At 62.0% G+C, this 26972-nt stretch carries 24 protein-coding genes; 10 read left to right on the top strand and 14 right to left on the bottom strand.

The genetic code is table 11. The features are described 5' to 3' along the window. Positions 1–39 precede the first annotated feature (39 nt). The gene (locus EP165_RS08775) at positions 40–1608 is read right to left on the bottom strand and encodes a phytoene desaturase family protein (RefSeq protein ID WP_206075889.1); all 1569 of its coding nucleotides are present in this window, start codon (positions 1606–1608) and stop codon (positions 40–42) included. Between the two features lie 101 nt (positions 1609–1709). On the opposite strand from EP165_RS08775, the gene EP165_RS08770 reads away from it, so the two are divergent. From EP165_RS08770 to EP165_RS08745, 6 genes are all read left to right on the top strand, one after another. Beyond that, a complete protein-coding gene (locus EP165_RS08770; RefSeq protein ID WP_127521522.1) occupies positions 1710–2501 on the top strand; it encodes a cyclase family protein in 792 nt (263 codons plus the stop codon). Between the two features lie 4 nt (positions 2502–2505). Then, the gene (locus EP165_RS08765) at positions 2506–4068 is read left to right on the top strand and encodes a phytoene desaturase family protein (protein WP_127521520.1); all 1563 of its coding nucleotides are present in this window, start codon (positions 2506–2508) and stop codon (positions 4066–4068) included. Beyond that, entirely contained in the window at positions 4065–4541 is a 477-nt protein-coding gene (locus EP165_RS08760; protein WP_127521518.1) for a MarR family winged helix-turn-helix transcriptional regulator, read from the top strand. The genes EP165_RS08765 and EP165_RS08760 overlap by 4 nt, the downstream gene beginning before the upstream one ends. A gap of 65 nt (positions 4542–4606) precedes the next feature. Continuing rightward, the gene (locus EP165_RS08755) at positions 4607–6754 is read left to right on the top strand and encodes a thiamine pyrophosphate-dependent enzyme (protein ID WP_127521516.1); all 2148 of its coding nucleotides are present in this window, start codon (positions 4607–4609) and stop codon (positions 6752–6754) included. Further along, a complete protein-coding gene (locus EP165_RS08750; protein ID WP_127521514.1) occupies positions 6751–8289 on the top strand; it encodes an indolepyruvate oxidoreductase subunit beta family protein in 1539 nt (512 codons plus the stop codon). Before EP165_RS08755 ends, EP165_RS08750 begins: the two co-directional genes overlap by 4 nt. 69 nt (positions 8290–8358) lie before the next feature. After that, entirely contained in the window at positions 8359–8793 is a 435-nt protein-coding gene (locus tag EP165_RS08745; RefSeq protein WP_348629554.1) for an acyl-CoA thioesterase, read from the top strand. Between the two features lie 2 nt (positions 8794–8795). Here the strand turns inward: EP165_RS08745 and EP165_RS08740 are convergent, their stop codons facing one another. From EP165_RS08740 to EP165_RS08710, 7 genes are all read right to left on the bottom strand, one after another. Then, positions 8796–9743 carry a branched-chain amino acid ABC transporter permease gene (locus EP165_RS08740; RefSeq protein ID WP_127521512.1) on the bottom strand — a complete coding sequence of 316 codons (948 nt, stop codon included), beginning with the start codon at positions 9741–9743 and terminating at the stop codon, positions 8796–8798. After that, on the bottom strand, positions 9743–10636 hold the full coding sequence (locus EP165_RS08735; protein ID WP_127521510.1) for a branched-chain amino acid ABC transporter permease: 894 nt from the start codon (positions 10634–10636) through the stop codon (positions 9743–9745). The genes EP165_RS08740 and EP165_RS08735 overlap by 1 nt, the downstream gene beginning before the upstream one ends. Then, positions 10633–11352 carry an ABC transporter ATP-binding protein gene (locus EP165_RS08730; protein WP_127521508.1) on the bottom strand — a complete coding sequence of 240 codons (720 nt, stop codon included), beginning with the start codon at positions 11350–11352 and terminating at the stop codon, positions 10633–10635. The genes EP165_RS08735 and EP165_RS08730 overlap by 4 nt, the downstream gene beginning before the upstream one ends. Further along, entirely contained in the window at positions 11349–12122 is a 774-nt protein-coding gene (locus EP165_RS08725) for an ABC transporter ATP-binding protein (protein ID WP_127521506.1), read from the bottom strand. The genes EP165_RS08730 and EP165_RS08725 overlap by 4 nt, the downstream gene beginning before the upstream one ends. A gap of 20 nt (positions 12123–12142) precedes the next feature. After that, positions 12143–13345, bottom strand: coding sequence for an ABC transporter substrate-binding protein (locus EP165_RS08720; protein ID WP_164742989.1), 1203 nt, complete (start codon positions 13343–13345; stop codon positions 12143–12145). 75 nt (positions 13346–13420) lie between these two features. After that, positions 13421–14506, bottom strand: a complete 1086-nt coding sequence (locus tag EP165_RS08715; RefSeq protein WP_127521502.1) for a cupin domain-containing protein — start codon at positions 14504–14506, stop codon at positions 13421–13423. Between the two features lie 31 nt (positions 14507–14537). After that, positions 14538–15242, bottom strand: coding sequence for a GntR family transcriptional regulator (locus tag EP165_RS08710; RefSeq protein WP_206075888.1), 705 nt, complete (start codon positions 15240–15242; stop codon positions 14538–14540). A 253-nt stretch (positions 15243–15495) separates the two neighbouring features. Here EP165_RS08710 and EP165_RS08705 point away from each other — a divergent pair, with 253 nt between their 5' ends. Continuing rightward, positions 15496–16623 (top strand): aminotransferase class V-fold PLP-dependent enzyme, encoded by a 1128-nt coding sequence (locus tag EP165_RS08705; RefSeq protein ID WP_127521500.1) that lies wholly within the window; start codon positions 15496–15498, stop codon positions 16621–16623. 63 nt (positions 16624–16686) lie between these two features. Here EP165_RS08705 and EP165_RS08700 read toward each other — a convergent pair whose 3' ends face one another. From EP165_RS08700 to EP165_RS08675, 6 genes are read right to left on the bottom strand one after another with little or no spacing between them, the layout of a single operon-like run. Then, a complete protein-coding gene (locus EP165_RS08700; RefSeq protein ID WP_348629553.1) occupies positions 16687–17802 on the bottom strand; it encodes an ABC transporter ATP-binding protein in 1116 nt (371 codons plus the stop codon). A gap of 3 nt (positions 17803–17805) precedes the next feature. Continuing rightward, a complete protein-coding gene (locus tag EP165_RS08695) occupies positions 17806–19275 on the bottom strand; it encodes an amidohydrolase family protein (protein WP_127521498.1) in 1470 nt (489 codons plus the stop codon). A 23-nt stretch (positions 19276–19298) separates the two neighbouring features. Next, complete coding sequence (locus EP165_RS08690) at positions 19299–20129, bottom strand: ABC transporter permease (protein ID WP_245440085.1); 831 nt, start codon at positions 20127–20129, stop codon at positions 19299–19301. Continuing rightward, positions 20126–21376, bottom strand: a complete 1251-nt coding sequence (locus EP165_RS08685) for an ABC transporter permease (RefSeq protein WP_127521496.1) — start codon at positions 21374–21376, stop codon at positions 20126–20128. Before EP165_RS08685 ends, EP165_RS08690 begins: the two co-directional genes overlap by 4 nt. 11 nt (positions 21377–21387) lie before the next feature. Then, positions 21388–22455, bottom strand: coding sequence for an ABC transporter substrate-binding protein (locus tag EP165_RS08680; protein WP_127521493.1), 1068 nt, complete (start codon positions 22453–22455; stop codon positions 21388–21390). 32 nt (positions 22456–22487) lie between these two features. Continuing rightward, positions 22488–23546, bottom strand: coding sequence for an ABC transporter substrate-binding protein (locus tag EP165_RS08675; protein ID WP_164742988.1), 1059 nt, complete (start codon positions 23544–23546; stop codon positions 22488–22490). A 204-nt stretch (positions 23547–23750) separates the two neighbouring features. Here EP165_RS08675 and EP165_RS08670 point away from each other — a divergent pair, with 204 nt between their 5' ends. From EP165_RS08670 to EP165_RS08660, 3 genes are read left to right on the top strand one after another with little or no spacing between them, the layout of a single operon-like run. Continuing rightward, on the top strand, positions 23751–24446 hold the full coding sequence (locus tag EP165_RS08670) for a FadR/GntR family transcriptional regulator (RefSeq protein ID WP_127521489.1): 696 nt from the start codon (positions 23751–23753) through the stop codon (positions 24444–24446). Positions 24447–24465: 19 nt separating this feature from the next. Then, on the top strand, positions 24466–25884 hold the full coding sequence (locus EP165_RS08665) for an amidohydrolase family protein (protein ID WP_127521487.1): 1419 nt from the start codon (positions 24466–24468) through the stop codon (positions 25882–25884). A gap of 59 nt (positions 25885–25943) precedes the next feature. After that, a complete protein-coding gene (locus tag EP165_RS08660) occupies positions 25944–26843 on the top strand; it encodes a DMT family transporter (RefSeq protein ID WP_127521485.1) in 900 nt (299 codons plus the stop codon). Positions 26844–26972 lie beyond the last annotated feature (129 nt).

The raw sequence follows: 26972 nt of genomic DNA, 5'->3' as shown, positions 1-26972 counted from the left end.
CCTTGTCTTGTTTCACCTTCCAGCGGGTCTTGCTGATTCTTACTTCCCGGCGAGTTTCCTGGCTAAAAGGAAGCCCGATCCGGCTCCGGTCCCTGCCCCCGGCCAGACGGCCGCCCCCGTGAGGTAGAGATTCTTGATCGGCGTCGATCCATCGGCATGACCGCGCGCCGGCCGGAAGAGGAAGTGCTGCGACATGTGGTGGCTGCCGCAGACCTGGTCGCCACCGACCAGATTCGGGTTGTCCTGTTCGAGATCGGCCGGCGTCACCACACGTCGGCCGAGTATCTTTTTCCGTATCCCGGGCGCATAGCGCTCCAGAACATCAAGCGCGCGCTCAGCGAACGGCTCTGCGGCACCTGCCCAGTCGCGCGCGTCGATCTCGCCCTTGGCATCACCGCGTATATCTCCGGGCGCCATCCTAACCTGCAGCCACAAAACGTGCTTGCCGTCCGGCGCACGGGAGGGATCGAACACCGTCGGCTGGCCGACGACAAGGATCGGTTCGTCGGGCAACAACCCGGCTTGCGCCTGCTGGTAGGTGCGCGCCATCTGGTCGAGCGAAGGCGCAAGATGCACATAGGCGAAGCTCCTCAGCTCCTCGCCGGCAGCCCATTCGGGCAGGTCCGACAAGGCCAGATGGATCATCATCGTGCCGGGCGCATGAACGAACTTCTCCATCGCCGCGTCGAAAGCAGGTTCCGTGCCGCCGGTCAGACGCGCAAATGCCGAAGGCGCGATGCCAGCGACCACTGCCTTCGAAGCCCGAAGCTTGCGGCCGTCTTCCAGCTCGATGCCCGTCGCTGCACCGCCTTCGCTGAGGATGCGCGCCACTGGCGCATTGCATTCCACCACACCGCCCTTTGCCCGGATGGTTGCGGTCATCGCATTGACGATGGTGTCGGCACCGCCTTTGCCGATCGCCATACCGAAGGCCTGCCCGGCCATGCCTTCGAGGTATGGGAAAATCGCGCCGCCAGCGACATCGGGGGCGAAATCGAGATGCATGCCCCATGCGCCAAGCATCGCCCGCACCTCGGGCGCTTCAAAGTTTTCCGAAAGATAGGCGCGTGGCGAGGCAAGCAGAAACTGCACCATCTGCAGCATGCCCGACACGCCGCGCTCGGCGAACAGCTTGTACAGAAAATATGCAATTGAATGAATTTTCATGGGGCTGCCGAGCAGCCGGAGAATATGCGGCGCGTCTTTTCCGAACCCGGCCGACAGTGCTTTCCAGCGCTCGGCATCCCGCTTGGAGAAGGCGGCAATTCGCCCCGCCGTCGCTTCCGCATCCATGGAAACGCCACACCAGCGCCCGTCCGGAAATACACTTGCAAAGGGCTTGTCGACGGGCACGAATTCCATGCCCTGATGCGCCAGTTCTTCACCATATTGCTTGAGAAACGCGCTGCCTGCAAAGAGCGACAGGTTCATTGCCGCCCAGTCGTGGCGGAAGCCGGGAAGTGTGTATTCGCCGGTCTTGACGGCCCCGCCAGGTACCCCGGCCTGTTCGAAAACACCGACCTTCCAGCCGCGCGCGGCCATATGGACCGCGGCCGCCAGTGCATTGTGACCCGCGCCGACAAAAACTGCATCGAACTCGTCGTTCACGCACACCCCTCCCTTGGCATCTGGATATTTGCATTTGCATGCATTCCTGTCTAGTGTTATCGCGAAAGCGAAGCCACGCGTCCGCAAAAGGGGAGATTGCGATGAGTTCAGCAAACGTGCTGTCACAGCTTGCAGGAATGCTCGGTACGGGAGGTATCGAGGTGGTGGATTGCTCGGGAACCCTGGGTCCCGACACGCCGCTCCTGAAACTGCCGCCGGAACTGGCGGTTGATACGCCGAAGATCGAAATTCACAAGATCAGCGAATACGACAAGGACGGGCCTTTCTGGGCCTGGAACTGGCTGAAAGTGGGTGAGCATTCCGGAACCCATTTCGATGCGCCGCATCACTGGATCACCGGCAAGGACTATCCCGACGGCTATACGGACACGCTCGACGTGCAGCGCCTCATCGCTCCGGTGAACGTGCTCGACTTCTCGAAGGAGTGCGCCGACAACCCGGACTTCCTGCTGACCATCGACCATGTAAAGGCCTGGGAAGCCGAGCATGGCGAGATCGGCGAAGGCGAATGGGTGGTTCTGCGCTCCGATTGGGACAAGCGTGCCGACGACGAGGCGAGCTTCCTCAATGCCGACGAGAATGGCCCGCATACGCCTGGGCCGACCGCCGAGGTCGTCACCTATCTGATCGACAAGGGCATTGTCGGCTGGGGCAGCCAGTGCATCGGCACCGATGCGGGACTAGCCGGTGGCATGGAGCCGCCCTTCCCGGCACATAATCTGCTGCACAAGAACAATCGTTTCGGCCTTGCCTCGCTTGCCAATCTCGACAAGCTGCCGGCCAAGGGTGCAATCCTGATCGCGGCACCGCTGAAGATCGTAAACGGAACCGGATCGCCGATCCGCGCATTGGCGCTCGTGCCGAAAGGCTGAGGCCTTGGCCGCCGATCACGTCATTATAGGCTCCGGCATCAACGGGCTGGTTGCGGCCAGCCTGTTGGCGCTGAAAGGCCGGCGGGTGCTTGTCCTCGAGCGTGAGGAAACGCTTGGCGGCTGCTTGCGCAGCGAGGAAGCCACGCTGCCGGGTTTCACCCATGACGTGATGGCGGCAACATTCGTTTTGTTCATGACCGGGCCGGCAGGCGCCGAGCTCGGTCCGCATCTTTCTCGACACGGCTTCGAATATTGCCACGCCAAACACCCGACCGGGGTATTGCGGCCCGACGGCAGCGCACTGGTGTTGACCATGGACCAGGCGCAAAACATCGCGGCCTTCAACGCGCTGGCCGCCGGGGACGGCGACCGGCATGCAAGCGACGTCGGCCAGATTGCGGCCGACGCGCCGTTCCTGTTCGCGCTGCTCGGCGGCAATCTCTGGTCATGGCAGACGGCCAGACTGCTCTTCGGCCAGATGCGCAAGCGTGGCCTCAGGGGGCTGGCGGCGTGGATGGGTTCTGCGCTGGCGCCGGCACGCGGCTGGCTTGAAGCCAATTATCAAAGCCCGCTGGTTCAGGCGCTCTGGGCTCCCTGGGTTCTGCATACGGGGCTTACGCCTGAGAGCACCTATTCCGCGCAGATGGGCAAGGTCATCGCCTTCGCACTCGAGGCCGCCGGCGCACCTGTCGCCAGGGGCGGCGCGGCTTCGATCGTTGGCGCATTCAAGGCGCTGATCGAGGAGAATGGCGGCAGCCTGCGCACCGGCGCCGACGTTGAACAAATTCTCACGCAGGGCGGCAAGATAACGGGTGTGCGCCTTGCGGATGGCGAAGAGATCGCCTGCGGCTCGGTGCTTGCTTCGGTCGCACCCGGGCAGCTTTACGACCGGCTGCTCGAAGGAACCGACCTTCCGCAGGATCGCGCGGCGGTCCGCCAGTTCCGCCATGGACGTGGCGATTTCCAGCTTCACTACGCGCTGGATGGCCAGCCTAAATGGCGTACCGACGGGCTCGACGATGTCGCTCTGATCCATCTGACCGACGGTATCGACGCGGTGTCGAAATCGGCCAACGAAGCCGAGCGCGGCATGCTGCCGGAGACGCCGACAATCTGCGTCGGCCAGCCGCATAGGCTCGACCCTTCGCGTTGCCCTGACGGCAAAGCGATCCTGTGGCTCCAGATCCCCGACGCGCCGCGCGTCATCAAAGGCGACGCCGCTGGCAAGATCAAAGGACGCGAATGGGACGAGGCGACGCGCGAAGCATTCGCCGACCGGCTGGAAGCTATCCTTTCGCGCCACATTGAAAACTTCGACGCCATCAAGCTTGCACGCCGCGCCTACTCGCCACATGACCTTGAGGCCATGAACATGAACCTCGTCGGCGGCGATCCCTATGGCGGGCACTGCGGCATCGACCAGTTCTTCATCTGGCGGCCATTCGCGCATTCGACCAATGGAACCGGCCCGGTACGCGGCCTGATCCATATCGGCGCGTCAACCCATCCCGGCCCCGGGCTCGGCGGCGGCTCCGGCTTCAACGCAGCCAAGAGGCTCGGCGCATGAACGACGATACCCTTCAGGTGCCGACGCAGAAGCTGGGCGAGATGGGCCTCAGCAATTTTGCGCCCTATCTGATGAACCGCATCATGGGACGCTACAACGCGTCGCTGCGCGAGGAAATGGCGGAGCTTGGCCTGACAACGCCGAAAGCCCGCACGCTTGCTGTCCTGTCGGTCAATGACGGGCTGCTGATCCGCGAACTCGCGGTCTATGCCGTCACCGAACAATCGACATTGAGCCGCGCGCTCGACCGGCTGCAGGCCGAGGGGCTGGTGCGACGCGAGACCGACCCGACCGACAACAGGGCGGTGCGGGTGTACATCACCGATGAGGGGCGGACTGCCTTCGAAAACTTGTGGCCGCACATGGCGGCCGCCTATGCGCGCATGTTTCGGGGTGTTGGCGAGGCGGAGCGTCACGCATTCATCGTGACGCTGCAGAAGATGCTCGCAAACATCCGCAAGCACGACATTTGAAGGTAGCGGCGATGAGAAACGCGATCCCGCTGCCGGGCCCAAAGAGCTAGAAACGGAGCGCTGTCATGGCGGAACGGTCGTTCAAGGCAGAGGTTGAACACCTCAAGCTCGGTGAGGGCGACACCTTCACCGGCGAGGGAATTCTGGCGATCACGAAAGCGCTGCTGGAATCCGGTGTCGGTTATGTCGGCGGTTATCAGGGCGCCCCGATTTCGCATCTGATGGACGTGCTGTCCGACGCGCAGGATCTGCTGGCCGATCTCGGTGTGCGCTATGAGGCCAACGCCAACGAGGCGGCGGCTGGCGCAATGCTCGCCGCGTCGGTGCATTATCCCATTCGCGGCGCGGTCACCTTCAAGGGTTCGGTCGGCGTCAACGTTGCGTCGGATGCGCTCGCAAATCTCGCCTCGTCGGGCGTGACTGGCGGCGCCATGATCATCGTCGGCGAAGATTACGGCGAAGGCTCCTCCATCATGCAGGAGCGCACGCACGCCTTTGCCATGAAGTCGCAATTCTGGCTGCTCGACCCGCGCCCCAACCTGCCGTCGATCGTGAAAGCGGTGTCGGATGGTTTCGAACTCTCCGAAGCCTCCAACACGCCGGTGATGCTGATGGTTCGCATCCGCTCGTGCCACGTAACGGGCTCATTCGAATGCCGTGACAACAGGCACCCCGAACTTACGGTGCGCGACGCGCTGTCTGAGCCACGCTCGGATTTCGCGCGTGTGGTATTGCCGCCCATGTCCTTCGCGCATGAGCAGGACAAGGTGAAAAACCGGTGGCCGGCTGCAGAGGCCTTCATTCGCGAACGCGGCCTCAACGAGATGTTCGGGCCCGACTCTGCTCGCCTGGGCATCGTGGTCCAGGGCGGCATGTACAACGGCGTGATCCGCGCACTGCAGCGCCTCGGCCTCGCCGACATTTACGGTGAGACCGATGTCCCGATCTATGTGCTCAACGTCACCTATCCGCTGATCTCGAACGAATTCCTGGAATTCTGCGAAGACAAGGAACATGTGCTCGTGGTCGAGGAAGGCCAGCCCGAGTTCATTGAAACGCAGCTCGGTTCCTTCCTTTATCGCGCCAGCTCCGACGTGAAGCTGCACGGCAAGGACCTGTTTCCGATGGCCGGCGAATATACCGGTGCGGTGATGCTCGACACGGTCGAGGCTTTCGTCCGTCTCGCTGCACCGGACATGCTGCCGGCCAATGTGCGTGCACCGAACGCTGAAAAGCCGAAAATTCCGGACCTTTCGAAAACGGTTCCCATTCGCCCTCCGGGTTTCTGCACCGGCTGTCCCGAACGGCCCATCTTCGCGGCGATGAAGCTTGTCGAAAACGAACTCGGCAAACACCAGATCGCGGCCGACATCGGCTGTCATCTCTTTGCCGCCCTACCGCCCTTCGAAATCGGCGGCGCTACCATGGGCTATGGGCTTGGCCCCGCGGCCAATGGTGCATTCGACGGCGGCGGCGAAAAGCGCCCCGTGGCGATCATCGGCGACGGCGGCTTCTGGCACAACGGCCTGTCGTCGTCCTTCACCAACATGTCGTTCAACAAGTCTGACGGCGTGGCCATCGTGGTCGACAACTTTTATTCCGCAGCGACCGGCGGGCAGGACATCATGTCGTCGCGCGCCACGAACCCGACGAAATCGACCAGAAACCCGATCTCCAAAGCCCTCAAGGGCGTCGGGATCGATTGGGTTCGAGAGGTCGATCGCACCTACGATGTCGGTCGCATGCGCGACACGATTCGCGAAGCACTCACCACCCCCGAAAAGGGTCCGAAGGTCATTGTCGCTTCCTCGGAGTGCATGTTGAACAGGCAGCGCCGCGAAAAACCGCTGCGGAACAAGGCGATCAAGGAAGGGCGCCGCGTAGAGGCACCGCGTTTCGGTGTCGACGAGGAGGTCTGTACCGGCGACCACGCCTGCATGCGGCTCTCGGGCTGCCCGTCGCTGTCGCTCAAGAAACTCGACGATCCGTTGCGCGACGATCCCGTGGCGCATATCGATCAGAGCTGCGTCGGTTGCGGCAATTGCGGCGAAGTTGCCGACGCCGCAATTCTGTGCCCGAGCTTCTATCGGGCCGACGTGGTGCACAACCCCGGCGGTTTCGAGAAATGGTGGGCCGGCATGCGCTCGCGCGTGATCGGCTGGCTGATCAAACGCCGCGCATCGAGGCGGCTCGAATTCCAGGCGGCGTCATGACGGTTCACGAAGCGCTCGCGCCACGCCAGGCAGACCCGCGACTGGGCGGCATCATCAAGCTGGCAATCCTTGCCGTCGGCGGTCAGGGCGGCGGCGTTCTCACCAACTGGATCGAATCCATGGCGCGCGCCAGCGGCTATGCCGCGCAGGCAACCAGCGTTGCGGGCGTCGCACAGCGCACCGGCGCGACCGTCTATTACGTCGAGATGGCCCCGGCCGGCGACAAACCACCGATCTTTTCGCTGATGCCGGCGGCGGGCGATGTCGACATCATGATCACCGCCGAGATGATGGAGGCTGGCCGCGCGATCATGCGCGGTTTCGTGACGCCCGACCGCACCGTGCTGATCAGTTCCACCCATCGCTCGCTTGCCGTCTCGGAAAAGACGGTGCCCGGCGACGGCATCGCCTCAAGCGAAGAGGTGAAGGCGGCCGCGGAAGTCGCCGCGCGCCACTTCATCTGCGCCGATTTCGACGCGCTTGCGATCAGCAACGGTTCGGTCATCTCCGCCACTCTCTTCGGCGCGCTGGCAGGCTCCGGAGCGCTGCCCTTCCCGCGCGAAGCCTATGAAGATGCCATCCGCGCCAGCGGCAAGGGCGTCGAGGCGAGCCTGCGCGCCTTCGCGGCAGGTTTCGACCAGGCATCCTCCGGCGCAAGCGACACTGCCGCGACACATGCCCCGACATCGTTGCCCGGTGTCGTCGGACCGGACCGTCTTTCGCGCGGCTGGCAGGCTCTTTCCGAGCGGGCGCGGAAGCTGCCGCCGGAAGCCGTCGAGATCGCCGAAGCCGGGCTTAAGAAAGTGGTCCAGTTTCAGGACCTGGCCTATGGCGCGGACTATCTGGACCGGCTGGAAAAGGTGGCCGCCAGTGACAAGGGCGATGGCCGGCTGACCCGCGAAGCGGCAAAATATCTTGCCAATGCGATGGCCTATGACGACATCATCCGCGTCGCCGATGCCAAGACGCGGGCCGGCCGCCGCGAACGCATCGCCGCTGAGATGAACAGCGGCGACGCCCAGGTGATGCACGTTACCGAGTTCCTGCATCCACGCGCCGAGGAGATCGTGTCCATGCTGCCGGCGAAGATGGGCGCGCGCTGGGCAGAGAACCCCCGGCGAATGGCGCTGATCGACCGGCTGTTTAACAAGGGCCGGCGCATGCGCACCGACAGCCTGCCCACCTTCCTCGCGCTCTATTTTCTTGGCGGCCTCAAAAGCTGGCGCAAGAAAACGCTGCGCCACGCCGAAGAGATGGCGCATATCGAGGCATGGCTTGGCCGCGCTATGGAAGAAGCCGGACGCGACTACGATCTCGCGGTCGAGATCCTCTGCTGCCAGCGGCTGATTAAAGGTTATTCCGACACTCATGCACGCGGGCAATCCAAATATGCGCGCGTGATGGAGGGGATTGACCTGCTCGCAGGCCGCGACGACGCCGCCGAGTGGGCGCGGCGCCTGCGTGAAGCCGCCCTGGTCGACGAGAATGGCAAGGCTCTCGATGGCGCTTTGCAGACGGTACGCAGTTTCGCCTGACCCGGTCCCTTGAGCCGAGCCGGCTGTTGCGGCTATTACGGCAACCCGTAAAGCAGCAGGAAGGGATCAGTGGTGGAGAAAGTCTTCAGAACCAAGCGGATGCTTCATTTCGGCGATTGCGACATCTCCGGGACCGCATATTTTCCTTCCTACCTGAATATCCTCAACGGTGTGAACGAGGAGTTCTGGGCTCACATCGGCTTCCCCTGGCACAAGATCATCTGGGATGAGCGGTGGGGCACGCCCACAGTTCATATCTCGAGCGATTTCTCCAGTCCGTCATTCTTCGGCGACGAACTGGAGTTTGAACTGACGGTGATCCGGGTCGGCCGCTCGTCGGTAACCGTCCATCACGAGATCAGCTGCGAAGGCAATAAGCGCTGGTCGAGCACGCAGGTGCTGGCCGCCAGCGATCTCGACAAGCACTGCTCGATCCCCTGGCCGCCCGCCGTAAAGGAGATGCTCCTGTCGCTGCTGGTCGAAGAAGGCGCCGGCAGCGCCTGAGCTTATTCCCTGAACCTGATGGGCGGAGATTTTTCAGGGATGATCCCTGCCCTGAACTTCTGCAGCACGAACTGCAGCAGCAAGCCGACCAGAAGCATGCGAATGTAGGAACTGCGCGTCACCCATTCGGGCGGTAGCCTGTTGACGAAAATCTCGGTGACCGACCAAAGCGTCCATATGCCGAGGCCGCCGACGATCGCACCGCGATTGTTACCGGAACCGCCGGCCATCAGCATCACCCAGGTGAGAAACGTAACCAGCAGCGGGTCGGTCGCAGACGGCGACAGGAAGCGGAAATAGTGGGCCGACAGCCCGCCGGCCACCCCCATGAACGCACAGCCGATGACGAAGGTCTGCACCCGGAACTTCTCGATATTCTTGCCCGCCGCGTCGGCTGAGACCTCATTGTCGCGGATAGCCCGCAGGCTGCGGCCCCACGGGCTGTCATAAAGCCGCATCGCGACCAGATAGACGATCAGAACCACAGCCCAGACATAGGCGAGGAAGACCAGATCGGCAGAACGGCCGGAGACGAACTCGCCGAAGGGGCGCGGTATGCCGGCCAGGCCGAGACTGCCATTGGTTGCCCAGCTCTCGTTGACGATCACAAGCCGCATGATCTCGGCGATGCCGATCGACGCCATCGCGAGATAGTCGCTTTTGAGCCGCACGCAGATACGCGCCACCGCCCAGCCCATCAGGCCCGCCAGCACACCGGCGCCGATGAGCCCGACGACGACCGGCATTCCAAATCCGCCAAGGTGCTTGGTGGACATCTCCGTGGTCAGGATCGCAGATGTATAGGCGCCGACTGCGAAGAAACCGGCAATACCGGCGTTGAAAAGCCCGCCCATACCCCACTGAATGTTGAGCGCGAGGCACAGCAGGGCATAAATGCCGCCGGCAATCAGAATGCTGACCAGGTAGAAAAAGAGGCCCGTCAGTTCCATCAGAGAAGCCTCCCCTTGAAGAGCCCCTGCGGTCTCACGATCAAGAGCGCGATCATGACCACAAAGGCGACAGCGGTTTTGTAGGACGGCGAAATCAGCGCCTCGTTGCCGATCCAGTGGTAGGACGACAGCTCTTCAGCCAGTCCAATGATGTAGCCGCCGGCCATCGCGCCCATAGGTTTGCCGATGCCCCCCAGAATGGCCGCGGCGAACATCGGCATCAGAAGGTTCCAGCCGAGATTGGGGTGCGCGCTGGTATCCATCGCTACGAAAAGCCCGGCAATCGCTGCCAGCGCAGCACCGATGATCCAGGTCCAGCGAACCACCTTCTCGGTATCCAGCCCGGACACTTCCGCCAGTTCAGGATCGTCGGAAACTGCGCGCATGGACCGGCCGGTTCTGGTTCTCGACAGGAAGAAGTGCAGCGCGACGGCGATGCAGGCTGTCGCCAGAACCGCCTGCACATGCAGCACGGAAATGCGGAACGTGTCGAAGAGCACGAGCGGCGGGCGCACGCCGCCCGAATTGAACACCTGGTTCTGGGAGCCCCAGAACATCTGCACCAGAGACCGAAAGATCAGCGCTACGCCGAATGACGAAATCACCGTGTAGATGGTCGGCAGCGTTCGCAGCGGCTGGTAGAAAACCTTGTCGACAAGCAGCGCCACCACGATCGCCAGCGCCATGCCGAACGGAACCAGCAGCAGCGGGTTGATTGCGATGATGCCCGCCGCGGCGAGCACACCATAGGTGCCCACGGTCATCAGGTCGCCATGAGCGAAATGGGCAAAGCGCAGAATGCCGAAGATCATCGATATCCCGACCGCGCCCAACGCGTAGACCGAGCCGATGGCCAGCCCCGGAAACAAGTAGAAATTGATAAAGTCGATCATTCCGGGGTTCCTCCAAGGAACGACCGCCGCACATCCTCGTCGGCGAGCAGTTCCTTGCCGGTGCCGGAAGCGAAATTGCCTCCATTCACCAGCACGTGGCCATGATCGGCAATCTGAAGCGCCTGACGCGCGTTCTGCTCAACCATGAGGATGGTCACACCGGTTTTGCGGATGTCGAGCAGCAGGTCGAAGATCCGTTCCAGATATGCCGGCGAAAGACCGGCCGTTGGCTCATCGAGCAAAATCAGCTTCGGCTCGCACATCATCGCGCGGCCTATGGCCACCATCTGCCGCTGGCCGCCCGAGAGCTCACCCGCCGGCTGCTTGAGTTTCGCGCGAAGGTCAGGAAAGAGTTCGAGTATCTTCTCGCGGGTTGCCGCCTTGTCTGCCGGCGGCGCGGCATATGTGCCGACGTCGAGATTTTCATCCACCGTCAGATTGCGGAAAACGTTGCGGCTTTGCGGCACTGCCGACATGCCGAGCGTCACCAGCGCGGATGTCTTGCGGCTGGCGATATCGGTGCCTTCGAAATCGATCGCCCCGGACAGAACCTTCGTCAGCGCGAATATCGTTTTCAGAACCGTCGATTTGCCGGCTCCGTTGGGACCGAGAATAACGGCGATCTCGTTTGCCGCGACATCGAACGAAACGTCCTCGATGATCGGGGGGCCGCCATAGCCGGCAGTCAGGCCGCGTATGGAGAGCAGCGGGCTCATGCCTGCGCCTCGTATTTGCCGCCGCCGAAATAGGCCTCGATCACCCGTTCATCGTTACGCACCTGATCAACGGTCCCTTCCGTCAGCAATTGCCCCTGCGCCATCACCAAGACGTGGTCGCAAAGCCTGGAAACATAGTCGAGGTCGTGTTCGATCAGGCAGAATGTCAGCCCCTGTTCGGTGTTCAGCAGCTTGATCTTGTCGGCAAGTTTGCCGAGCAGCGTGCGGTTGATGCCGGCGCCAATCTCGTCGAGGAGAATGATCTTCGGATCGCGCATCAGCGCACGGCCGAGCTCCACCAGCTTCTTCTGGCCTCCCGAGAGATTGCCGGCCGGAACGTCGATCACATGTTCGAGCTCCAGAAACCGAACCGTTTCTCTGGCACGGTCATAGATCGCGCGTTCCTCGGCATCGAAGCTGCCCCGCCGGAACACGACGTTGAAGACGTTCTCACCCTCCGGGGCGGATGCCGCCGCCATCAGGTTTTCCAGAACGGTCAGCCTGGTGAATTCGTGCGGTATCTGAAACGTTCGCGCCAATCCCCGCTGCGCGCGCTGATAGGGTTTCAGCCCGGTAATGTCTTTCCCGTCGAACAGGACCCGTCCGGCGCTCGGCCGGACGGCTCCCGCTATGACGTTGAAAGCCGTCGTTTTTCCCGCGCCATTCGGGCCGATCAGCCCGGTGATGCGGCCCGCCTCGACTTCGAAGCTTGCATGGTCAATTGCGCGCAAGCCGCCGAAGTCGACGCAGATGCTTTCAAGCCGGATCATGAAGCTGGCTTCAGGATCGCTTATTCGAAAACGGCTATCTGCTTGTACGAGCTGCCGTCGGCAACGAACTTGCCGATGTAACCCCGCACGTCGCCATTGGCATCGAATTCATAGGTGCCGCCGGCGCCGTCGTAGTCGATGTCCTTGCCTTCCGAGATCAGCTGCTTGGCCTTGGACCATTCGCCCGGGCCCACCTTCTCGCCGGGTGCCGACGCGACCTCGCGCAATGCGGCTGCCAGCTTGGCCCTATCGGCCGAGCCGGCTTTCTCGATCGCCAGCAAGGTCAGGAATGTCGCGTCGTAGGTCTGGTCGACAAACGCCTTGTCCGCACCCTCACCGTATTCGGCATTAAATGCGGCATGTAGGGTCGTTTGCGCAGGGTTGTCGGCGGGCGACGTCGGAGACGAGAAGAAGGACGTCTTCAGAGCCTCGGCGCCGACATTCTGGATAAGCAGATCATCGCGCAGTCCGTCGGTTCCGATGAAACGCGTAAACAGGCCTCCCTCGATCGCCTGCTTGACGATCTTGCCGCCTGAATCGCCCGCATAAGCAACCACCACGAGCGCTTCCGCGCCGCCCTGAGTGAGGCTCGCGAGTTCCGACCGGTAGGAATCCTTCTTTTCTTCGTGCTTCACCTCGGCAACGACTTCACCGCCGGCGCCGCGATACGCATCCATGAAGGTCTGTCCGATGCCGACGCCATAGTCGTTGTTGACGTAGGTGACTGCGACTTTGTTGATACCTTCGTCGAGCACCATCTTGGCCAGAACATCGCCCTGGAAATTGTCCGACGGCACGATGCGGTAGACGAGATCGTTGTCTTTCATGTCGGTCATGGCCGGCGACGTGGCCGTCGGCGAAAGCTGGACTATGCCGGTGGGAATGAACACGGCTTCCGCTGCGGCAATTGTCGTGCCCGACATCAGCGCACCCATGACGATCGGCACGTTTTCGACGTTGGCGAGCTTCTGCGCCGCGTCGACCGCACCCTGAGAGGTGCCGGTGGTGTCGCCATAAACGGCCACGGCATTGCCATCGAGCAGGCCACCCTGATCGTTGACCTGCTTGACTGCCAGATTGGCAGCGTTCTGCAGCGGCGGAATAAAGTTGGCGATGGGCCCGGTGATGTCCATCAGGATGCCGACCTTGGTGTCGGCGGCCTGGGCAAGCGCGCTGCTGCACAGCAGTGCAGACGCCGCAACAAGCATAATTGACTTTCTCATTGAATGCTCTCCCATTGAATTTTCATTGTCATGCTTCTTGGTCTCCGCCGGAAGTCCGCCGGGGACCGGTTTGGGCTACAGGATAGTCGTATTGAATGAGCCCGGTAAACTGACCTCGAGCAATTGCAGCTCCGTTGTCGCATCGGCATAGCGTGTCGCCATTTCCGGCGGTATCACGAACGCGTCTCCGGCAGTCAGGCGGAACGGGTCTTTGCCCTCGCCTTCAAGCGTCATATCCCCCGACATCACGAAATTGAACAGGATATCGCCGCTGTGTTTGGTCCACGGTGACACTTGCCCTGCTACCGGCCGCGCCACCATTACCGAAGCAACACTTTTGGTGTTTTCGTTGATCGTTGTGTCGCGAGCCTCAAATCCCGGAACCCTGAACGGCGCGAACACGCCGTCCTTGGCCAGATTGTGGACGAAACGCTGCCCGTCCCACTCTCGGTCCGGCCGCTCGACCTGGGTCGGAAGCGCCATCTCGTGGTCGATCTCGGTGATGTGCTCTGCCGGCACGCCGATCTCGATCACCTCGATCCCGTCCGCTGCGTGCATGACCCGGTGGCGGATCCGCGGCGGCTGGATAAAGCAGTCGCCGGCGTGAAGGCGTCGGACACCGCCCTGATCTTCGTAGAGCACGTCGACCCAGCCACGGATGCAGAAGATCAGCTGAAAACCGACCTTGTGGAAATGCACCATGTCTGGCACCGGCCCGTCGGGCACGCGGATGTGCGAGGCAATCATCGCGCCGCCGAGCCGGGACGGCACGAGATCGCGATATTCCATTCCGGCGCGCCCGATGACCCACGGTGCCTGGTCGGCCAGCCGCCGCACGACAAACGCGTGCTCCGTGCGCGGCAGGACCAATGGCGGGTTCAGCTCGTCGATTTCGACCCGTGTGCCGTTCGGCGCCGTGAGCTCGCGAGCGCCATCGGCGAATTCGTCGGGATTTTCAGTAAGGATCCGTATCGTTCCCGGGCCGTCCGGCGCACCTTTTTGCAGCCGGATACGCAGGCCATGGCCCGAGAGCGTTGCGATTTCGGGATTGTCGGCCGGGTAGATCATGTCCAGGCGCATGCCAAGCTTCTTTGTATAGAAGGGCAGATCGTCGCTCAGATTTTCGGTCGGCAGCCGGAACTCGGCCCGTGTGTCAGTCATTGCGTCCTCATTCTTCTCGCCAGCCAGCCCTTCAAGCAGACTTCGCCGTTTGCGACATGTGTTTTAGATCTGCCTTGACGGCGGCCAGATATGCGCGCTCGCCCTCATAGACGAACCGCAGGATATGATCGGCGGCAGCCACGGCGTCGCGCCTTGCCAGCGCTTCGTGCAGAGCGGCGTTGCCGTCGACGATCAAAGGGTGATTGGCAGGGTCCCGGAAAGTCAGCATCCGCACGGCTTGAACCTGCGTCATGTAGCGCTGAATGGCCTGTTTGAGCGATGCGTTGGGTATCGCGTCGATCCATCCATTGCGAAAACGTTCGCTCGCCTTGAACATCAGTTCGGTGTTGCCCAGCCTGGTCGCATGACGCGCGTCGGCAAGGCATTTTTCCAGCATCGCCAGCTGCGGCGTCCCGATCGCCTGTGCAACCAGCGCCACTGCCCTCGGTTCCAGAAGCCGCCTCAGATCGAATATTTCGAGAATTTCGCGGTGCGTGACCCGCGGCAGCATGAAGCCGCGCGTTGTCGCCTCCAGATACCCCTCGTGAACGAGCCGCTTCAGCGCATCCCGCGCAGGCATGCGGGAGACGCCGAATTCTGCCGCGACAGCCGTATCCACCAGCCTGTCGTCGATGCCAATCTCGCCCCGCTGCAACCGTCCAAGCAGTTCATCGCGGATAATCTGCCCCTGACTGGGCGCTCCAGTTGGCTGGTCCGGGGCGACGGCAAACCTCACAGCTTGGTCCCAGGCACGCCCAACGGTCCGGCATGGCAAAAATCGTATACGGAAACTTCAATCCGCATGTCAGCTTGCCGGCTCAAGGCCAAAGTTTCTCGCACCTGAAATTCCTTTAAGCTTGAAGCATATTGAAATCCGTATACGATACGGCAGCGCACGTCAATCGAGTTGCCGGTCGTTGGCCCGGCCCAATCACCACATATCCGTCAAAGGTCAGGTTCAGCCGGCGGACATCAAAGCAGGATCGTCCATGTCCTCTGAAAACGGCGGCTATTTTCTCTACCACTCGATTGGCCAGTACCCGGCCAAATCGGCAGACTTTGCCGCCGCGATGAGCGAGTTCGCCTCGGTCTGGGGCCGCGCGGATGACGATCAGTGGACATATCTGCTTTCGCGCCGGGCAGAGTTCGTTGATCTGTGGCGCAGATTGATCGGCGCCGCCGAGAACACCGTGACGACCTGCGAAAATGTCACGCAGGGCCTGCACATGCTGGTCACGTCTCTGCCGGACGACTATCTGCGCGGCCGCAAGGTGCTTGTCGCGGCCGATTGCTTCCCGTCGAACCACTTCCTGCTTTCAGGCCTCCAGGAACGGTTGGGCTTCAAACTCGAAACCGTGCAATTGCGCCAGGGCGCATCATGGGTCGAAGACGAGGACATGATCGCGAAATGGGATCGAGACGTCGCGCTTGCTTTGGTGACCTGGGTCAGCTCCACCTCATCCCGCAAGGCCGACATGACGACCCTCGCGGCACACGGCAGGGCGATGGGCAGCCTCGTTGGCGTCGACATCACCCAGGCAGCCGGGTTGCTGCCCTTCGCCGTCGATGCACCGGCAGTCGATTTCGTCCTCTCGACAAGTCTGAAATGGATGTGCGGCGCCCCTGGCGCGGGCATACTTTATGTGCGCCCGGAGCTGATCGACAGCTGCCAGCCGCAATTGCGCGGCTGGTTCAGCCAGGACGATCCCTTCAATTGGGACATTGACCGCTTCGCCTACGCCCCCGACATCCGTCGGTTCGACAACGGAACGCCGGGCATCGTGGCGGCGGCGGCGACGGTGCCGGCGCTGCACTGGCACGCCGAAATGGACAAGGCCGGACTGCTTGCACACAACCGCGCACTCACCGGCAAACTGATCGCAGCCGCCGACGATCTTCGCCTTGGCCTTGTCACCCCGCGTGAAGAGGCGCAACGCGGCGGCAGCGTCATGATCAAGTTGCGGTCGGTGGAGGCAGCGCGGCAGCTGATCCCGCAGCTGCGCCGGCATCAACTCTATGCGGACAATCGCGGCGCAATCCTGCGGCTTTCGCCAGGGCACATGACAAGCGCCGAGGCCACGGACAGGCTGATAGGCCTGCTGCAGGACACCGCCTGATCAACGCTGTATCGTACGGGTGCAAAAGGCAGTCCGCCTCCAGCGCATCCCGTCCGCCGGTCTTTAGGCCGGAAACGCCAGGCAGTCCGCCTGCCGCCACGCAACGCGCACACTGTCGCCGCGCTTGTAGACCGGACCCGACCCAACATTAGCGACCCTGACGGCGAATTCGCTGCCGCCGGCAAAACGCAGCAGGAGCCGGTTGATATCACCGAGGTAAACGACCTTGTCGATCTCCACCGTGAAGTCGTTTTCCCATTTGCCCGTCTGCGCCACCGCGACACGCTCCGGACGCAGGGAAAGGACCGCCTTGTCGCCCTTGGAGAAGCTGCCCGCGGTGCGTGCTTTCACGACCGCCCCACCGCCGACATCGATCTGGACCGAATTCGCGCTCACGCCGGTAACGGTGCCGGACAGCCTGTTGTTCTCGCCCACAAACTCGGCGACAAACGCATTCTGCGGGTTCTCGTAGAGGTCCGCGGGGCGTGCGAGTTGCTGAATTCGTCCGTCATTGAAAACGGCGATGCGGTCTGACATCGTCAGCGCCTCGGTCTGGTCGTGCGTGACGTAGACCATGGTGACCTTGAGTTCCTCGTGGAGGCGTTTCAGCTCGTACTGCATCTGCTCGCGCAGCTGCTTGTCGAGCGCGCCGAGAGGCTCGTCCAGAAGAACAAGGTCGGGCCTGAACACAAGCGCCCTCGCAAGCGCGGCGCGCTGCTGCTGGCCGCCGGACAACTGCGCAGGGCGTCTGTCGCCAAAGGCTCCGAGCTCCACCATTTCGAGCGCTTCCATCACCCGCTTGTCGATCTCGGCCTGCGCCGTTCCGCGCACCCGCAGCGGATAGCCGACGTTCTGGCCGATCGTCATGTGCGGGAACAGCGCATAGTTCTGGAAAACGACGCCGATACCGCGCCGGTGAGGCGGCAGCGCCGTGACGTCCTTGCCGTCGATGGAGATCGTGCCTTCCGTCGGCGCCTCGAACCCGGCAAGCATCATCAGGCTCGTGGTCTTGCCTGAGCCGGATGGCCCCAGCAGCGTCAGGAATTCACCCCTGACGATGTCGAGATTCAGATCCCGCACAACCAGCGTTTCGCCATCATAGCTCTTTCGGACTCCCGAAAAGCGTACGATCGGGTCTTCAATCTGGCTCTTGCCGGGTATGGAAGCGATCGCGTTCAATGTTCACTCCGTCCAATGAGGTAATGCCGCGGGAAAGCGCTCTGCGAGCGTCTGTCCGCTGGGATGATATACGCTGTAGTGCTGCCACATCCGCTCGCTCGACATGCGGACTTCCTCAAGCAGGGCGCTTTCGTCGACATTCGACAACTTCTTGTCGGCGACCACCACGCGGCCATCGACGATTACCGTATCGACCATGCCGGGCGCTGCCAGATGAACCAGGGCGCGAATTGGATCGGGATTGACGCCGAAGCTCAGATTTCCGGTGTCGACGATCACGATGTCGGCCTTTGCGCCGGCAGCTATGCGGCCGATATCGGGACAGCCCAGCGCCTTTGCTCCGGAAACGTTGCTCGCCTCGAAGACAGCACCTGCCGGTGCCGCCTCGAAATTCCGGTCCGCCGCCTTGCACGCTGTCGAGGCAGCGCGCATCTCCGCAAACATATCCAGCGGATAGGTATCCGTTGCCAGGGCTACATTGATACCGGCCCGGCGGTATCGGTCGAAACTTTCCAGCATCATGCCGCGCCGCGAGAAGGCGACCGGCGAATGGGCGACGGCCGTACCGTGTTCGCCCAGGATATGGATATCGTCGGCAATCGGATAACCGACGAGGCTGTGCGAACCGATGTAGACGCAATGCGCCAGAAGAGTTGAGGGATCGAGCACCCCTTCTTCCGCGAGGCATTGCACCGGCGTGCGCCCGGTTTCCGAGACGGTCTCGAAAAACTCCCGGTGCTGTTCGAGGAAGTGCATCGTGAAGGGAACGCCGAGCGAGCGCGCCACGGCTTTGGCCTCGCGCCGCAAGCGCGGCGTGGAAACGTAATATTCGTCGAGCGCGATAACGCCGTTGAGCCGCCCGTCCATCGCGCCCGCATGGCGTTCGATGAACTGAGCGGCGCGTTTCAGCGATGCAAGGCCGGCCTCTTCGTCGAGTTCGCGGGTGACCTTTCCGCTGTCTTCAAGCCAATACCGCCCGCCGGTCACGATGGGCGCCCAGAACAGCCTTATGCCGGATTCTTCGGCTACTTCGATCATCGCACGGCCTTCATCCGGTCCTTCCGGAGCAAATGCGAGGACGGTCGTCACACCGTGGCGCAGCAATGCCGAAAAGCCGAAACGCAGTGACGCGCGAAAGTCCTGCTGCGAAGCGATGCCCGGTTGGCCCGAGCGGCGTGCCGGCAGAAAGTGCAGGAAACTCGACCGGATAAACTCGCGTTGCCCGGTATCGACCAGGGCTCGCTGCGCCTCGTGAGCGCCAACATGTGCGTGAGTGCTGACCTGGCCGGGAATGACGAGCTTGCCGCGCGCGTCGATTGTACGGCTGGCCTTCCCATCCCACGACGCGCCGACATGGACGATGCGGTCGTCTTGAATGACCACAATACCGTCTTCGATCATCCCATGGCCGTCGCCATTGTGCGCAATGACCGTGCCGCCGCTAATCGCAATCGTTTCCTGTTCAGATGCCATGCCAGTTTCCATAAATTCTGTTGCTACCGTGCGCGCCCGACCAGCCGCTCGCTGCGGCGGCGCAGAAGTTCCATGACGATCATCAGCCCAAGCGAAATCACCAGCAGCACCACCGCGGCTGCCATGATTGTCGGGCTGATGCTTTCGCTCACGCCGCTGAATATCTGGCGCGGAAGCGTCCGCTGCTGCGGGCTCGCCACAAACAGCGCCACGACGATTTCGTCGAAGGACGTCACGAATGCGAACAGAGCGCCGGAAATGATCCCCGGTGAGATAATCGGCAGCGTGACGGTGCGAAACACGTGAACCGGTGTGGCACCGAGGCTTGCACCGGCCCGCGTCAGGTTCGTGTCGAAGCCCTGCAGGGTCGCTGTAACCGTAATGACGACGAAGGGCAGTGCCAGCAATGTGTGGGCCAGGATCACGCCGAGATATGTTCCGACGAGATTGATCGAGGCGAAGAAATAGAAGGTTGCCACCGCCACGATGACGACCGGAGCGGCAAGCGGCGTGATCAGAAGAGCCACGACCACCGGTTTGAGCCTGAACTTGGATCCGTGCAGTCCAAGTGCCGCCAGCGTGCCCAGGATCGTTGCAAGGATGGTGGTCGCCACGCCGATCATCACACTGTTCCACAGCGCGCCGGTCCACAGCGGATTGGTGAAGAAATCCTCGTACCACTGCAGCGAATAGCCCGGGATCGGAAATACCAGCAGCTGCCCCGCAGTGAACGAGAGCGGGATCACAACCAGAATGGGCAGCACCAGATAGGCCAGCACCAGTCCAACGAAGACCCGCAGTGCAAGTTGCCAAAGGCTGCCGCGCCCTGCCCGCCGGCGAAAGTTCTGCATCATCGTACCCTCAGCTTGTCGAAGCCAACGACCTTGCCGAGCACCAGATAGATGACGGCAATGACGAGGATCAGGAATGCTCCGAGCGCGGATGCCAGTCCCCAGTTCACCGCCGAGTTGGTGAAGTAGGCGATGAAATACCCGATCATCTGGTCGCTCGGTCCGCCGACCAGCGCGGGCGTGACGTAGAACCCGACGGAGAGCACGAATACCAGCGTGCACCCGGCCGCAATGCCCGGAATTGTAAGCGGCAGGTAGACGGTCCGAAATACCGTCACGGGCGGCGCGCCGAGGGAGGATGCGGCCCGAAGATGGACCGGAGACACGCCTTTCATCACGCTGTAAAGCGGCAGGATCATGTAGGGCAGCAGCACGTGAACCATCGCGATGAACACACCCGCGGTGTTGAACATCAGGCTGAGCGGCTCGTTTATGATGCCCAGATAAATGAGTATCTTGTTGACCAGACCTTCCGTCTGAAGAAGCACGACCCACGCGGTCGTTCGCACCAGGAGCGACGTCCAGAAGGGCACCAGGACAAGCATAAGCAGCCAGTTGGCGGCTGCTGGGCCCGCAGATGCCATTACCGCGGCAACCGGGTAGCCGATCAGCAGGCAGATCACGGTCACGCCGACGCTTGTGTAGAGCGTACGGCCGTACAGAGAGAGAAACACGGCCTGCGTTTCATCGACCTGGGTGATCGCACCGTCGGCGCCGCGCTTAAGGTCCATCGCAGACAGGAGGTAGAAGTCGGTAATCCGGCCGGACTGCTGTTTCAGCGTCGCCCAGTAGACCGGATCGAGCCACCGTTCATCGATGCCTGCGAGCAGCTCGCGGGCGGAGGCCGGAACCGTGTCGGGAAGCTGACGCACCGTGCGTGTCACCAGCCCCCGGAACCCGGGAACCGAATAATTGAGACGCCGGCCCAGTACTGCGGCCTCCGGCTCGCCTTTCAGCGCGATCAGATCCTCGGTGAGAGCCCGATACACACCCTCCGGAGGCAGTTCGCCTTCATGCCACTGGCCGATTTCGGCAACGGTGTTGGGGAGGTATTTGGGTATCTCGACATTGTCGACGCTGCGAAACAGAAACAACGCAATCGGGACAACGAAGAGGAGTGCCACGAACACAACGCTTGGCGCCATCAGTGCCAGCATCTTGGTGAGATGCTGGCGTTCGGCACGGCGAACCAGCGTGCGGAGCCGCCGGGGTACCTGCCCGGTCTCGGCGAAGGTCGTCGTGGCACTCATCTTACGGGCTCTCAGCGCGCGGTGAAGGTGGAAAAGCGCTGGCGGATGCTGTCGCCATTGTCACGCCAGAAGCCGATATAAAGGCTGCCGGCCTGCATCATGCCGCGATCCAGATACTCGGTCGGCTGGTTTGCGCGGTTCTCGTCCGACAACATGGCATAGGAATCCACATTCGCCGGCGGATAACCCATGATTTCGGCATATCGGGCCTGCGATTGTGCTTCCAGCGAATATTTGACGAGCTCGATAGCCTGTTCGACCTTGGGCGAGCCGGCCATCACAGCCAGATAAATTACCGCTGACGTGTAACCTGCTTCCCAGACGATCTTGAGGTTTCTGCCGCTGGAGCGATTGGCGACATTGACCCGCCCCTGCCAGCCATAGCCCATGACCACTTCATTGGTGAGCAGGAGCTGCATCGATTCATCGCCGCTCTTCCACCACAGGACATGCGGCTTGATTTTCTCCAGCTGAGCGAAAGCCCGGTCCACGCCACCCGGCGCCGCCAGTACCTTGGGCACGTCGCGCGGCGCAACGCCGTCTGACATAAGCGCGATTTCGAGCACCTGGTCGGGCTGGAACGGAAGCGCCCGTTTGCCGGGCCACTTCTCGACATTCCAGAAATCGGCCCAGGAGCGCGGCACCATATCGCCCTGCCAGCGGTCGGCATCGTAGACAAGCGCACCAGGCGAAACGAGGTAAGGCGCCCCGCAATCCGTGAAGCCGCCCACGGCCTCGAATTTCGATTCGTCGATATGCTCGGCCCAGTCGATGGGCTCCAGGAGCCCTTCGTCGCAGCCGATCGCATCGTTCAGCGAATGCACACTCGCCACATCCCAGATCAGGTTCCCTGTTTCGACCTGAGCCCGGATCTTCGCCAGCTCCTGATTGTATGTGTCGACCAGAATCTCGATACCGGTTTCTTCGGTAAACGGGTCGAATACAGCGACCTTTTGCGCGTCGCCGGGCGAGCCGCCCTGATTGACGACCGTGATGCTTTCCGCCGAAGCGTAGTGGGATACTGCGATCGCAAGGGTAAAGGCGACGGTTGCAGCCAAGCCTTTTCTTGTCTTGTCCATGGTTTCCTCCCGGGATTGCTGGATGATGAATGCTATTGAGCGGCAAACCTCAGGAAGCGCTGAAGAAGCGTGTCGCCATTGTCGAGCCAGAAGTTGAGGTAGAGCTTGCCGTTCTGGAATGACGCCTTGTCGAGATGGTCGCGCGGCAGGGTCGCCAGTTCCTCTTCGGTCAGAAAGCTGAATGCCTTCGCATTGGCCGGTGCATAATCGATCCGGCGGGAATACTGTGCCTGCGCTTCGGGCGATGACGAATAGACAATCAGCTCTTTCGCCAGTTCGAGATTCGGTGAGCCTTTCATGACAGCGAAGTACTGGCTGCCCGAAACATGGCCGGCATCGAACACGATCGCCAGGTTGCGGTCGTTCGATTTGTTGGCGGTCGCAACACGCCCGTTCCAGGCAAACGTCATCACGACTTCACCCGAAAGGATGTTCTGCATGGATTCGTCGCCGCTTTTCCACCACATGATGTGCGGCTTGAGCTCTTCGAGCTTGGCAAAGGCGCGCTCCACGCCGCCTTCCGCGGCCAGCACCTTCATGACATCCTGCGGCGGCACGCCATCGGCCATCAGCGCCACCTCGAGGGTCTGCTCGGCACGATAGAGCATGCCGCGCTTGCCCGGCCACCTTTCAACGTTCCAGAAGTCGGCCCACGTGCGCGGAGCATCTGCCGGATCAATGACGTCTGCATCGTAGACAAGCCCGCCCGACACCAGGTTGTTGGGCACGCCGCACTCGCCGAAGCCGCCAGCGCCCTTGAAGTCCTCGACGTCGAGCAGTTCGGCCCAGTCGATGCGCTCCAGCAGGCCCTCCTCGCAGGCGGTAGCCTCGTTGATCGCGGTTACGCTGACGACGTCCCAGACGAGATTGCCGGTCTCGACCTGCGAACGCAGCTTGGCCAGCTCCTGGTTGAAAGTGTCTTCGACGACGGTGTGGCCGCGCGTTTCGGCAAAGGGAACGAAGAACGCCTCGTGCTGAGCCGCGCCCACCGTGCCGCCATTATTAACCGCGGTGATTGTATCGGCGGCTGCTATCGCGACCGATGCACACATTGTGGCGGCTGCAATTGTGGTAACTGCATGAATTCGCATTGCGCTCTCCTCCATTCAAGCGATCTGTGCCTCACCCGCCCCAGCCGGGCTGGATCAGCGTCTGCCAATTCCTTACAATACGTTCTTTATCGCAATTTTTGAGTCAACACATTTTTTCTTTGGGCATTAAATTATTGACATCAATGAATATTCTCTGATATCTGTTTTCTTGCAATTCAAAATTGGTTGCAATGGAGGGCAGACTTGGACGGTATCGCCAAGGCAATTTCAGACCTGATCGAGGAAGCGCGCCTGCCCGAAGGCGGACGCCTGCCTACCGAACGTGAACTCTCGGAGCGGCTTGGCGCCAGCCGGTGGCAAACTCGGCAGGCGCTTGAAAAGCTTGAGAAAGAGGGACGCATATGGCGCCATGTCGGCAAGGGAACTTTCGTGGGCCCGCGGCCGGCCGTCGATGTCGCCGCCCTGCGTCCGCTGATAGACAGCTCCAACCCTATGGAGATCGTCGAGGCGCGCCACACCATTGAACCGGCGCTCGCGGCCATGGCCGCGCTTCGGGCGGACCCGGGCCAGATTGCCGAAATCCAGTCGATCGGTCGCCGCTGTTCTGCCGCACGCAATATCGAGATCTACGAAGTCTGGGACGAAAAGCTGCATGTCGCCATCGCGCGTGCCGCAGGCAACAAGATCCTTCTGGCGATGTTCGAAACGGTGAATGAGATGCGCAAGCAGGTCGTGTGGAGCACGATGCGCAAATCGACCCTCAAGCCCGAACGCCGCGCGCATTTTTCCGAGCAGCACCGGCGTATCATCGAGGCCATCGCCGCGCGCGATGCCGATGCTGCCAACAACGCCATGCGTGAGCACATGGCAACCAACATCGAAGTCTACGAGAACGTCGTTCGCGCCAAGAAATTCGGCCTGAGCGTGTTCCGGACCTGACGCCCAACAGAGGATCGCCATGACCGCGGAACAGCAGCGGCCCGTGCAGATGATTGCACGCGGCAAGATCGTTACAATGGACACTGGCCGCCGGATCATCGAAGACGGCGCCATTGCCATCGACAAAGGCGTGATCCTGGCAGTCGGAACGAACGCGGAAATATCCGCGCGCTACAGCCCCGCCGAAGAGCTCGGCGGGTCCGACGCGCTGCTGATGCCCGGGTTTATCGACGCGCACACCCATTGCACGCAGTGTTTCGTGCGCGGCCTGACATCCGGCGAACTGCCGATGATCCCGCGTATATACAACCCCGCGCAGCGCGTGCTGACAGCGGCGGAAGCGGCATCCACCGTCCGGCTGCTCAGCGCCCAGATGCTGCGCGCGGGCGTCACCACCCTGTGTGAAGGCACGCTTAATCCCGATCACGAAAGCGCCATCCTCGAAACGCTGGAAGAAGTGGGTATTCGCAGCGTATTGGCGCGCGGCCGCGCCGATCAGGATTTTCATCACGCATCGCTCTACAGCCAGATCAACGACCGCTCATGGGCCAAGGCAAGGGACGGCGAGGCCGAAGCCGATCTCCTGCGCACCGAGGCCTTGCTCCAGCGTTTCCCTTCCCGCGGAAACGGTCTGATCCATGCCGCGGTGAACGCCTCCGCGCTTTTGGGATTCTCGCCTCGCTACTTCACGGATGGCGCCGCCCTTGCGCGCCGCTTCGACACAACCCTTCAGGTCCACACCGGACGTGACCGCGAAGAGGTCGAGTTCTGCCTTGATGTCTGGAAACGCCGCCCGATCGAAAGATTGTACGATCTCGGGGTCGTGGATGAGCACCTTGTTGCTGTTCATGCGGTCCTTGCCAGCGAGCAGGAGATCGAGATCCTGGCCGCGGGCAACGCGGCATTGGCACACTCGCCGATCGAGTGTGTGGCCAACCTGAATGCTATCCCGAACCTGCCGCGTTTCAGGGCCGCCGGCATTCGCGTTGCGCTCGGCTGCGACAACCAGGCCAACGACATGTTCGCCACCATGCGGGCCGCCTGGCTCGTCCATGGCGCGCGCTGGGGTGTCGAGCGTTTCGACGCCGAATTTCTGCCGGCGGGCGCGCTGCTTGAAATGGCCACCATCGAATCCGCATCGTGCCTGCGCATCGAACACGTGACGGGATCGCTGGAAGCCGGCAAGGCTGCCGATTTTCTGGTGCTGGATGGGACGGCGCCGCACTTCATGGCAGCGCAGGACGTTCCAAGCGAACTGGTACGCTACGGAAGCCGCGCCGAGATCGTCCAGACCATCGTGGCCGGACGGGTGCTCTACGATCGCGGTAACTTCACAACCATCGATATGCAGGCGCTGCGCGAAGAAGCATCGGCCGGTGCGGACAAGGTCCGCCAGGAAGTCGCTTCGCGCCGCTACCGCCCCCTGCCCGCGTTCTGACCCGGCAAGAAACGATCGACGGAAGCGACCGCCTGGGAGCGGCAAACGCGAGTTCTTTGATGTCCACGACCAATGCCAACTATGCCAAGGGGCTCGTAGTCACCGCGATCGGCGGTCTCGCCCTGACCATCGATATTCCGCTGATCCTGCTCGCCGACGGCGACCCGTGGTCGATCGTCATGTTGCGAAGCGGAACGACATTTCTTGCCTCGATCGCCCTCTGGCTGATCTGGGCGCTGGTTCGCAAGAACCCGCCGACTTTGATCCCCGGGCGCGCTGGCCTTCTGGTAGCCGCGCTATATGGCACCGCCTCGGTCACCTTCGTGATGGCCGTTTTCCACACATCGACTGCAAATCTGGTCTTTATCCTCGCCTTCAACACCGTCTTTGCTTCGCTTCTAGGATGGTTGTTTCTCGGCGAACGGCCAAGAGCGTCGACAATGGTGGCAATGGCGTTCATGCTGGGTGGCGTATCGATCATCGTGCTCGACAGCCTGGGCCGCGGCAATATCGTCGGCGATCTCTTCGCGGTCGCCTCGTCGATCCTTCTGGCAAGCGCGATCACCGTCACCAGAGCTTCGGCCAAGGATATGGGCTTTGCCGCGCTCGTGGCATTCGCCCTGCCGGCCCTGCTCGGCGTCGTGATGGTGAGCCAGGTCGGGTTCCGTGTCGAGCAGCCATTGTGGGTACTGCTGACCGGCATCGTCGTTCTGCCGCTTTCGTTCTTCTGTCTCGCAACCGGGCCGAAATACATATCTGGGCCGGAAGTGGCGATGTTCTACCTGCTGGAAACCGTGCTCACACCCGTGTGGGTGTGGATGATCTTCGCCGAAGTGCCCACAACCGCCTCGCTGATCGGAGGCACAATACTGGTGGTGACACTGATCGCCCACTCGGTGTGGGCGCTCACCTCGGCGCGGCGGCGGCGGCCGGCCAGACAGGCTGCGCCCGCCTCATAAGGCTGGAGCTGCACGGCGCCGGCCGCAGAACCGGCAGTTACGCAATAGCTGCGGGTATGAGCGCCGGCGTAACGTCTCAAGCCCCTGTTGCGGCCCTGTCGGACAATGTCATTGCAAAGGCTCGCATTG

It is taken from the genome of Mesorhizobium sp. Z1-4, assembly GCF_004000235.1.
GTDB lineage: Bacteria > Pseudomonadota > Alphaproteobacteria > Rhizobiales > Rhizobiaceae > RCIO01.
The sequence above is the reverse complement of the archived record's forward strand: the minus strand, read 5'-3'. Positions and strand labels throughout refer to the sequence as shown.

What these genes read in the sequence shown, in the direction of transcription:
- EP165_RS08770 (WP_127521522.1), top strand. Translation starts at nt 1,710, where the DNA reads ATGAGTTCAGCAAACGTGCTGTCACAGCTTGCAGGAATGCTCGGTACG.
- EP165_RS08760 (WP_127521518.1), top strand. Translation starts at nt 4,065, where the DNA reads ATGAACGACGATACCCTTCAGGTGCCGACGCAGAAGCTGGGCGAGATG.
- EP165_RS08755 (WP_127521516.1), top strand. Translation starts at nt 4,607, where the DNA reads ATGGCGGAACGGTCGTTCAAGGCAGAGGTTGAACACCTCAAGCTCGGT.
- EP165_RS08750 (WP_127521514.1), top strand. Translation starts at nt 6,751, where the DNA reads ATGACGGTTCACGAAGCGCTCGCGCCACGCCAGGCAGACCCGCGACTG.
- EP165_RS08740 (WP_127521512.1), bottom strand. Translation starts at nt 9,743, where the DNA reads ATGGAACTGACGGGCCTCTTTTTCTACCTGGTCAGCATTCTGATTGCC.
- EP165_RS08735 (WP_127521510.1), bottom strand. Translation starts at nt 10,636, where the DNA reads ATGATCGACTTTATCAATTTCTACTTGTTTCCGGGGCTGGCCATCGGC.
- EP165_RS08730 (WP_127521508.1), bottom strand. Translation starts at nt 11,352, where the DNA reads ATGAGCCCGCTGCTCTCCATACGCGGCCTGACTGCCGGCTATGGCGGC.
- EP165_RS08725 (WP_127521506.1), bottom strand. Translation starts at nt 12,122, where the DNA reads ATGATCCGGCTTGAAAGCATCTGCGTCGACTTCGGCGGCTTGCGCGCA.
- EP165_RS08720 (WP_164742989.1), bottom strand. Translation starts at nt 13,345, where the DNA reads ATGAGAAAGTCAATTATGCTTGTTGCGGCGTCTGCACTGCTGTGCAGC.
- EP165_RS08715 (WP_127521502.1), bottom strand. Translation starts at nt 14,506, where the DNA reads ATGACTGACACACGGGCCGAGTTCCGGCTGCCGACCGAAAATCTGAGC.
- EP165_RS08705 (WP_127521500.1), top strand. Translation starts at nt 15,496, where the DNA reads ATGTCCTCTGAAAACGGCGGCTATTTTCTCTACCACTCGATTGGCCAG.
- EP165_RS08695 (WP_127521498.1), bottom strand. Translation starts at nt 19,275, where the DNA reads ATGGCATCTGAACAGGAAACGATTGCGATTAGCGGCGGCACGGTCATT.
- EP165_RS08690 (WP_245440085.1), bottom strand. Translation starts at nt 20,129, where the DNA reads ATGATGCAGAACTTTCGCCGGCGGGCAGGGCGCGGCAGCCTTTGGCAA.
- EP165_RS08685 (WP_127521496.1), bottom strand. Translation starts at nt 21,376, where the DNA reads ATGAGTGCCACGACGACCTTCGCCGAGACCGGGCAGGTACCCCGGCGG.
- EP165_RS08680 (WP_127521493.1), bottom strand. Translation starts at nt 22,455, where the DNA reads ATGGACAAGACAAGAAAAGGCTTGGCTGCAACCGTCGCCTTTACCCTT.
- EP165_RS08675 (WP_164742988.1), bottom strand. Translation starts at nt 23,546, where the DNA reads ATGCGAATTCATGCAGTTACCACAATTGCAGCCGCCACAATGTGTGCA.
- EP165_RS08665 (WP_127521487.1), top strand. Translation starts at nt 24,466, where the DNA reads ATGACCGCGGAACAGCAGCGGCCCGTGCAGATGATTGCACGCGGCAAG.
- EP165_RS08660 (WP_127521485.1), top strand. Translation starts at nt 25,944, where the DNA reads ATGTCCACGACCAATGCCAACTATGCCAAGGGGCTCGTAGTCACCGCG.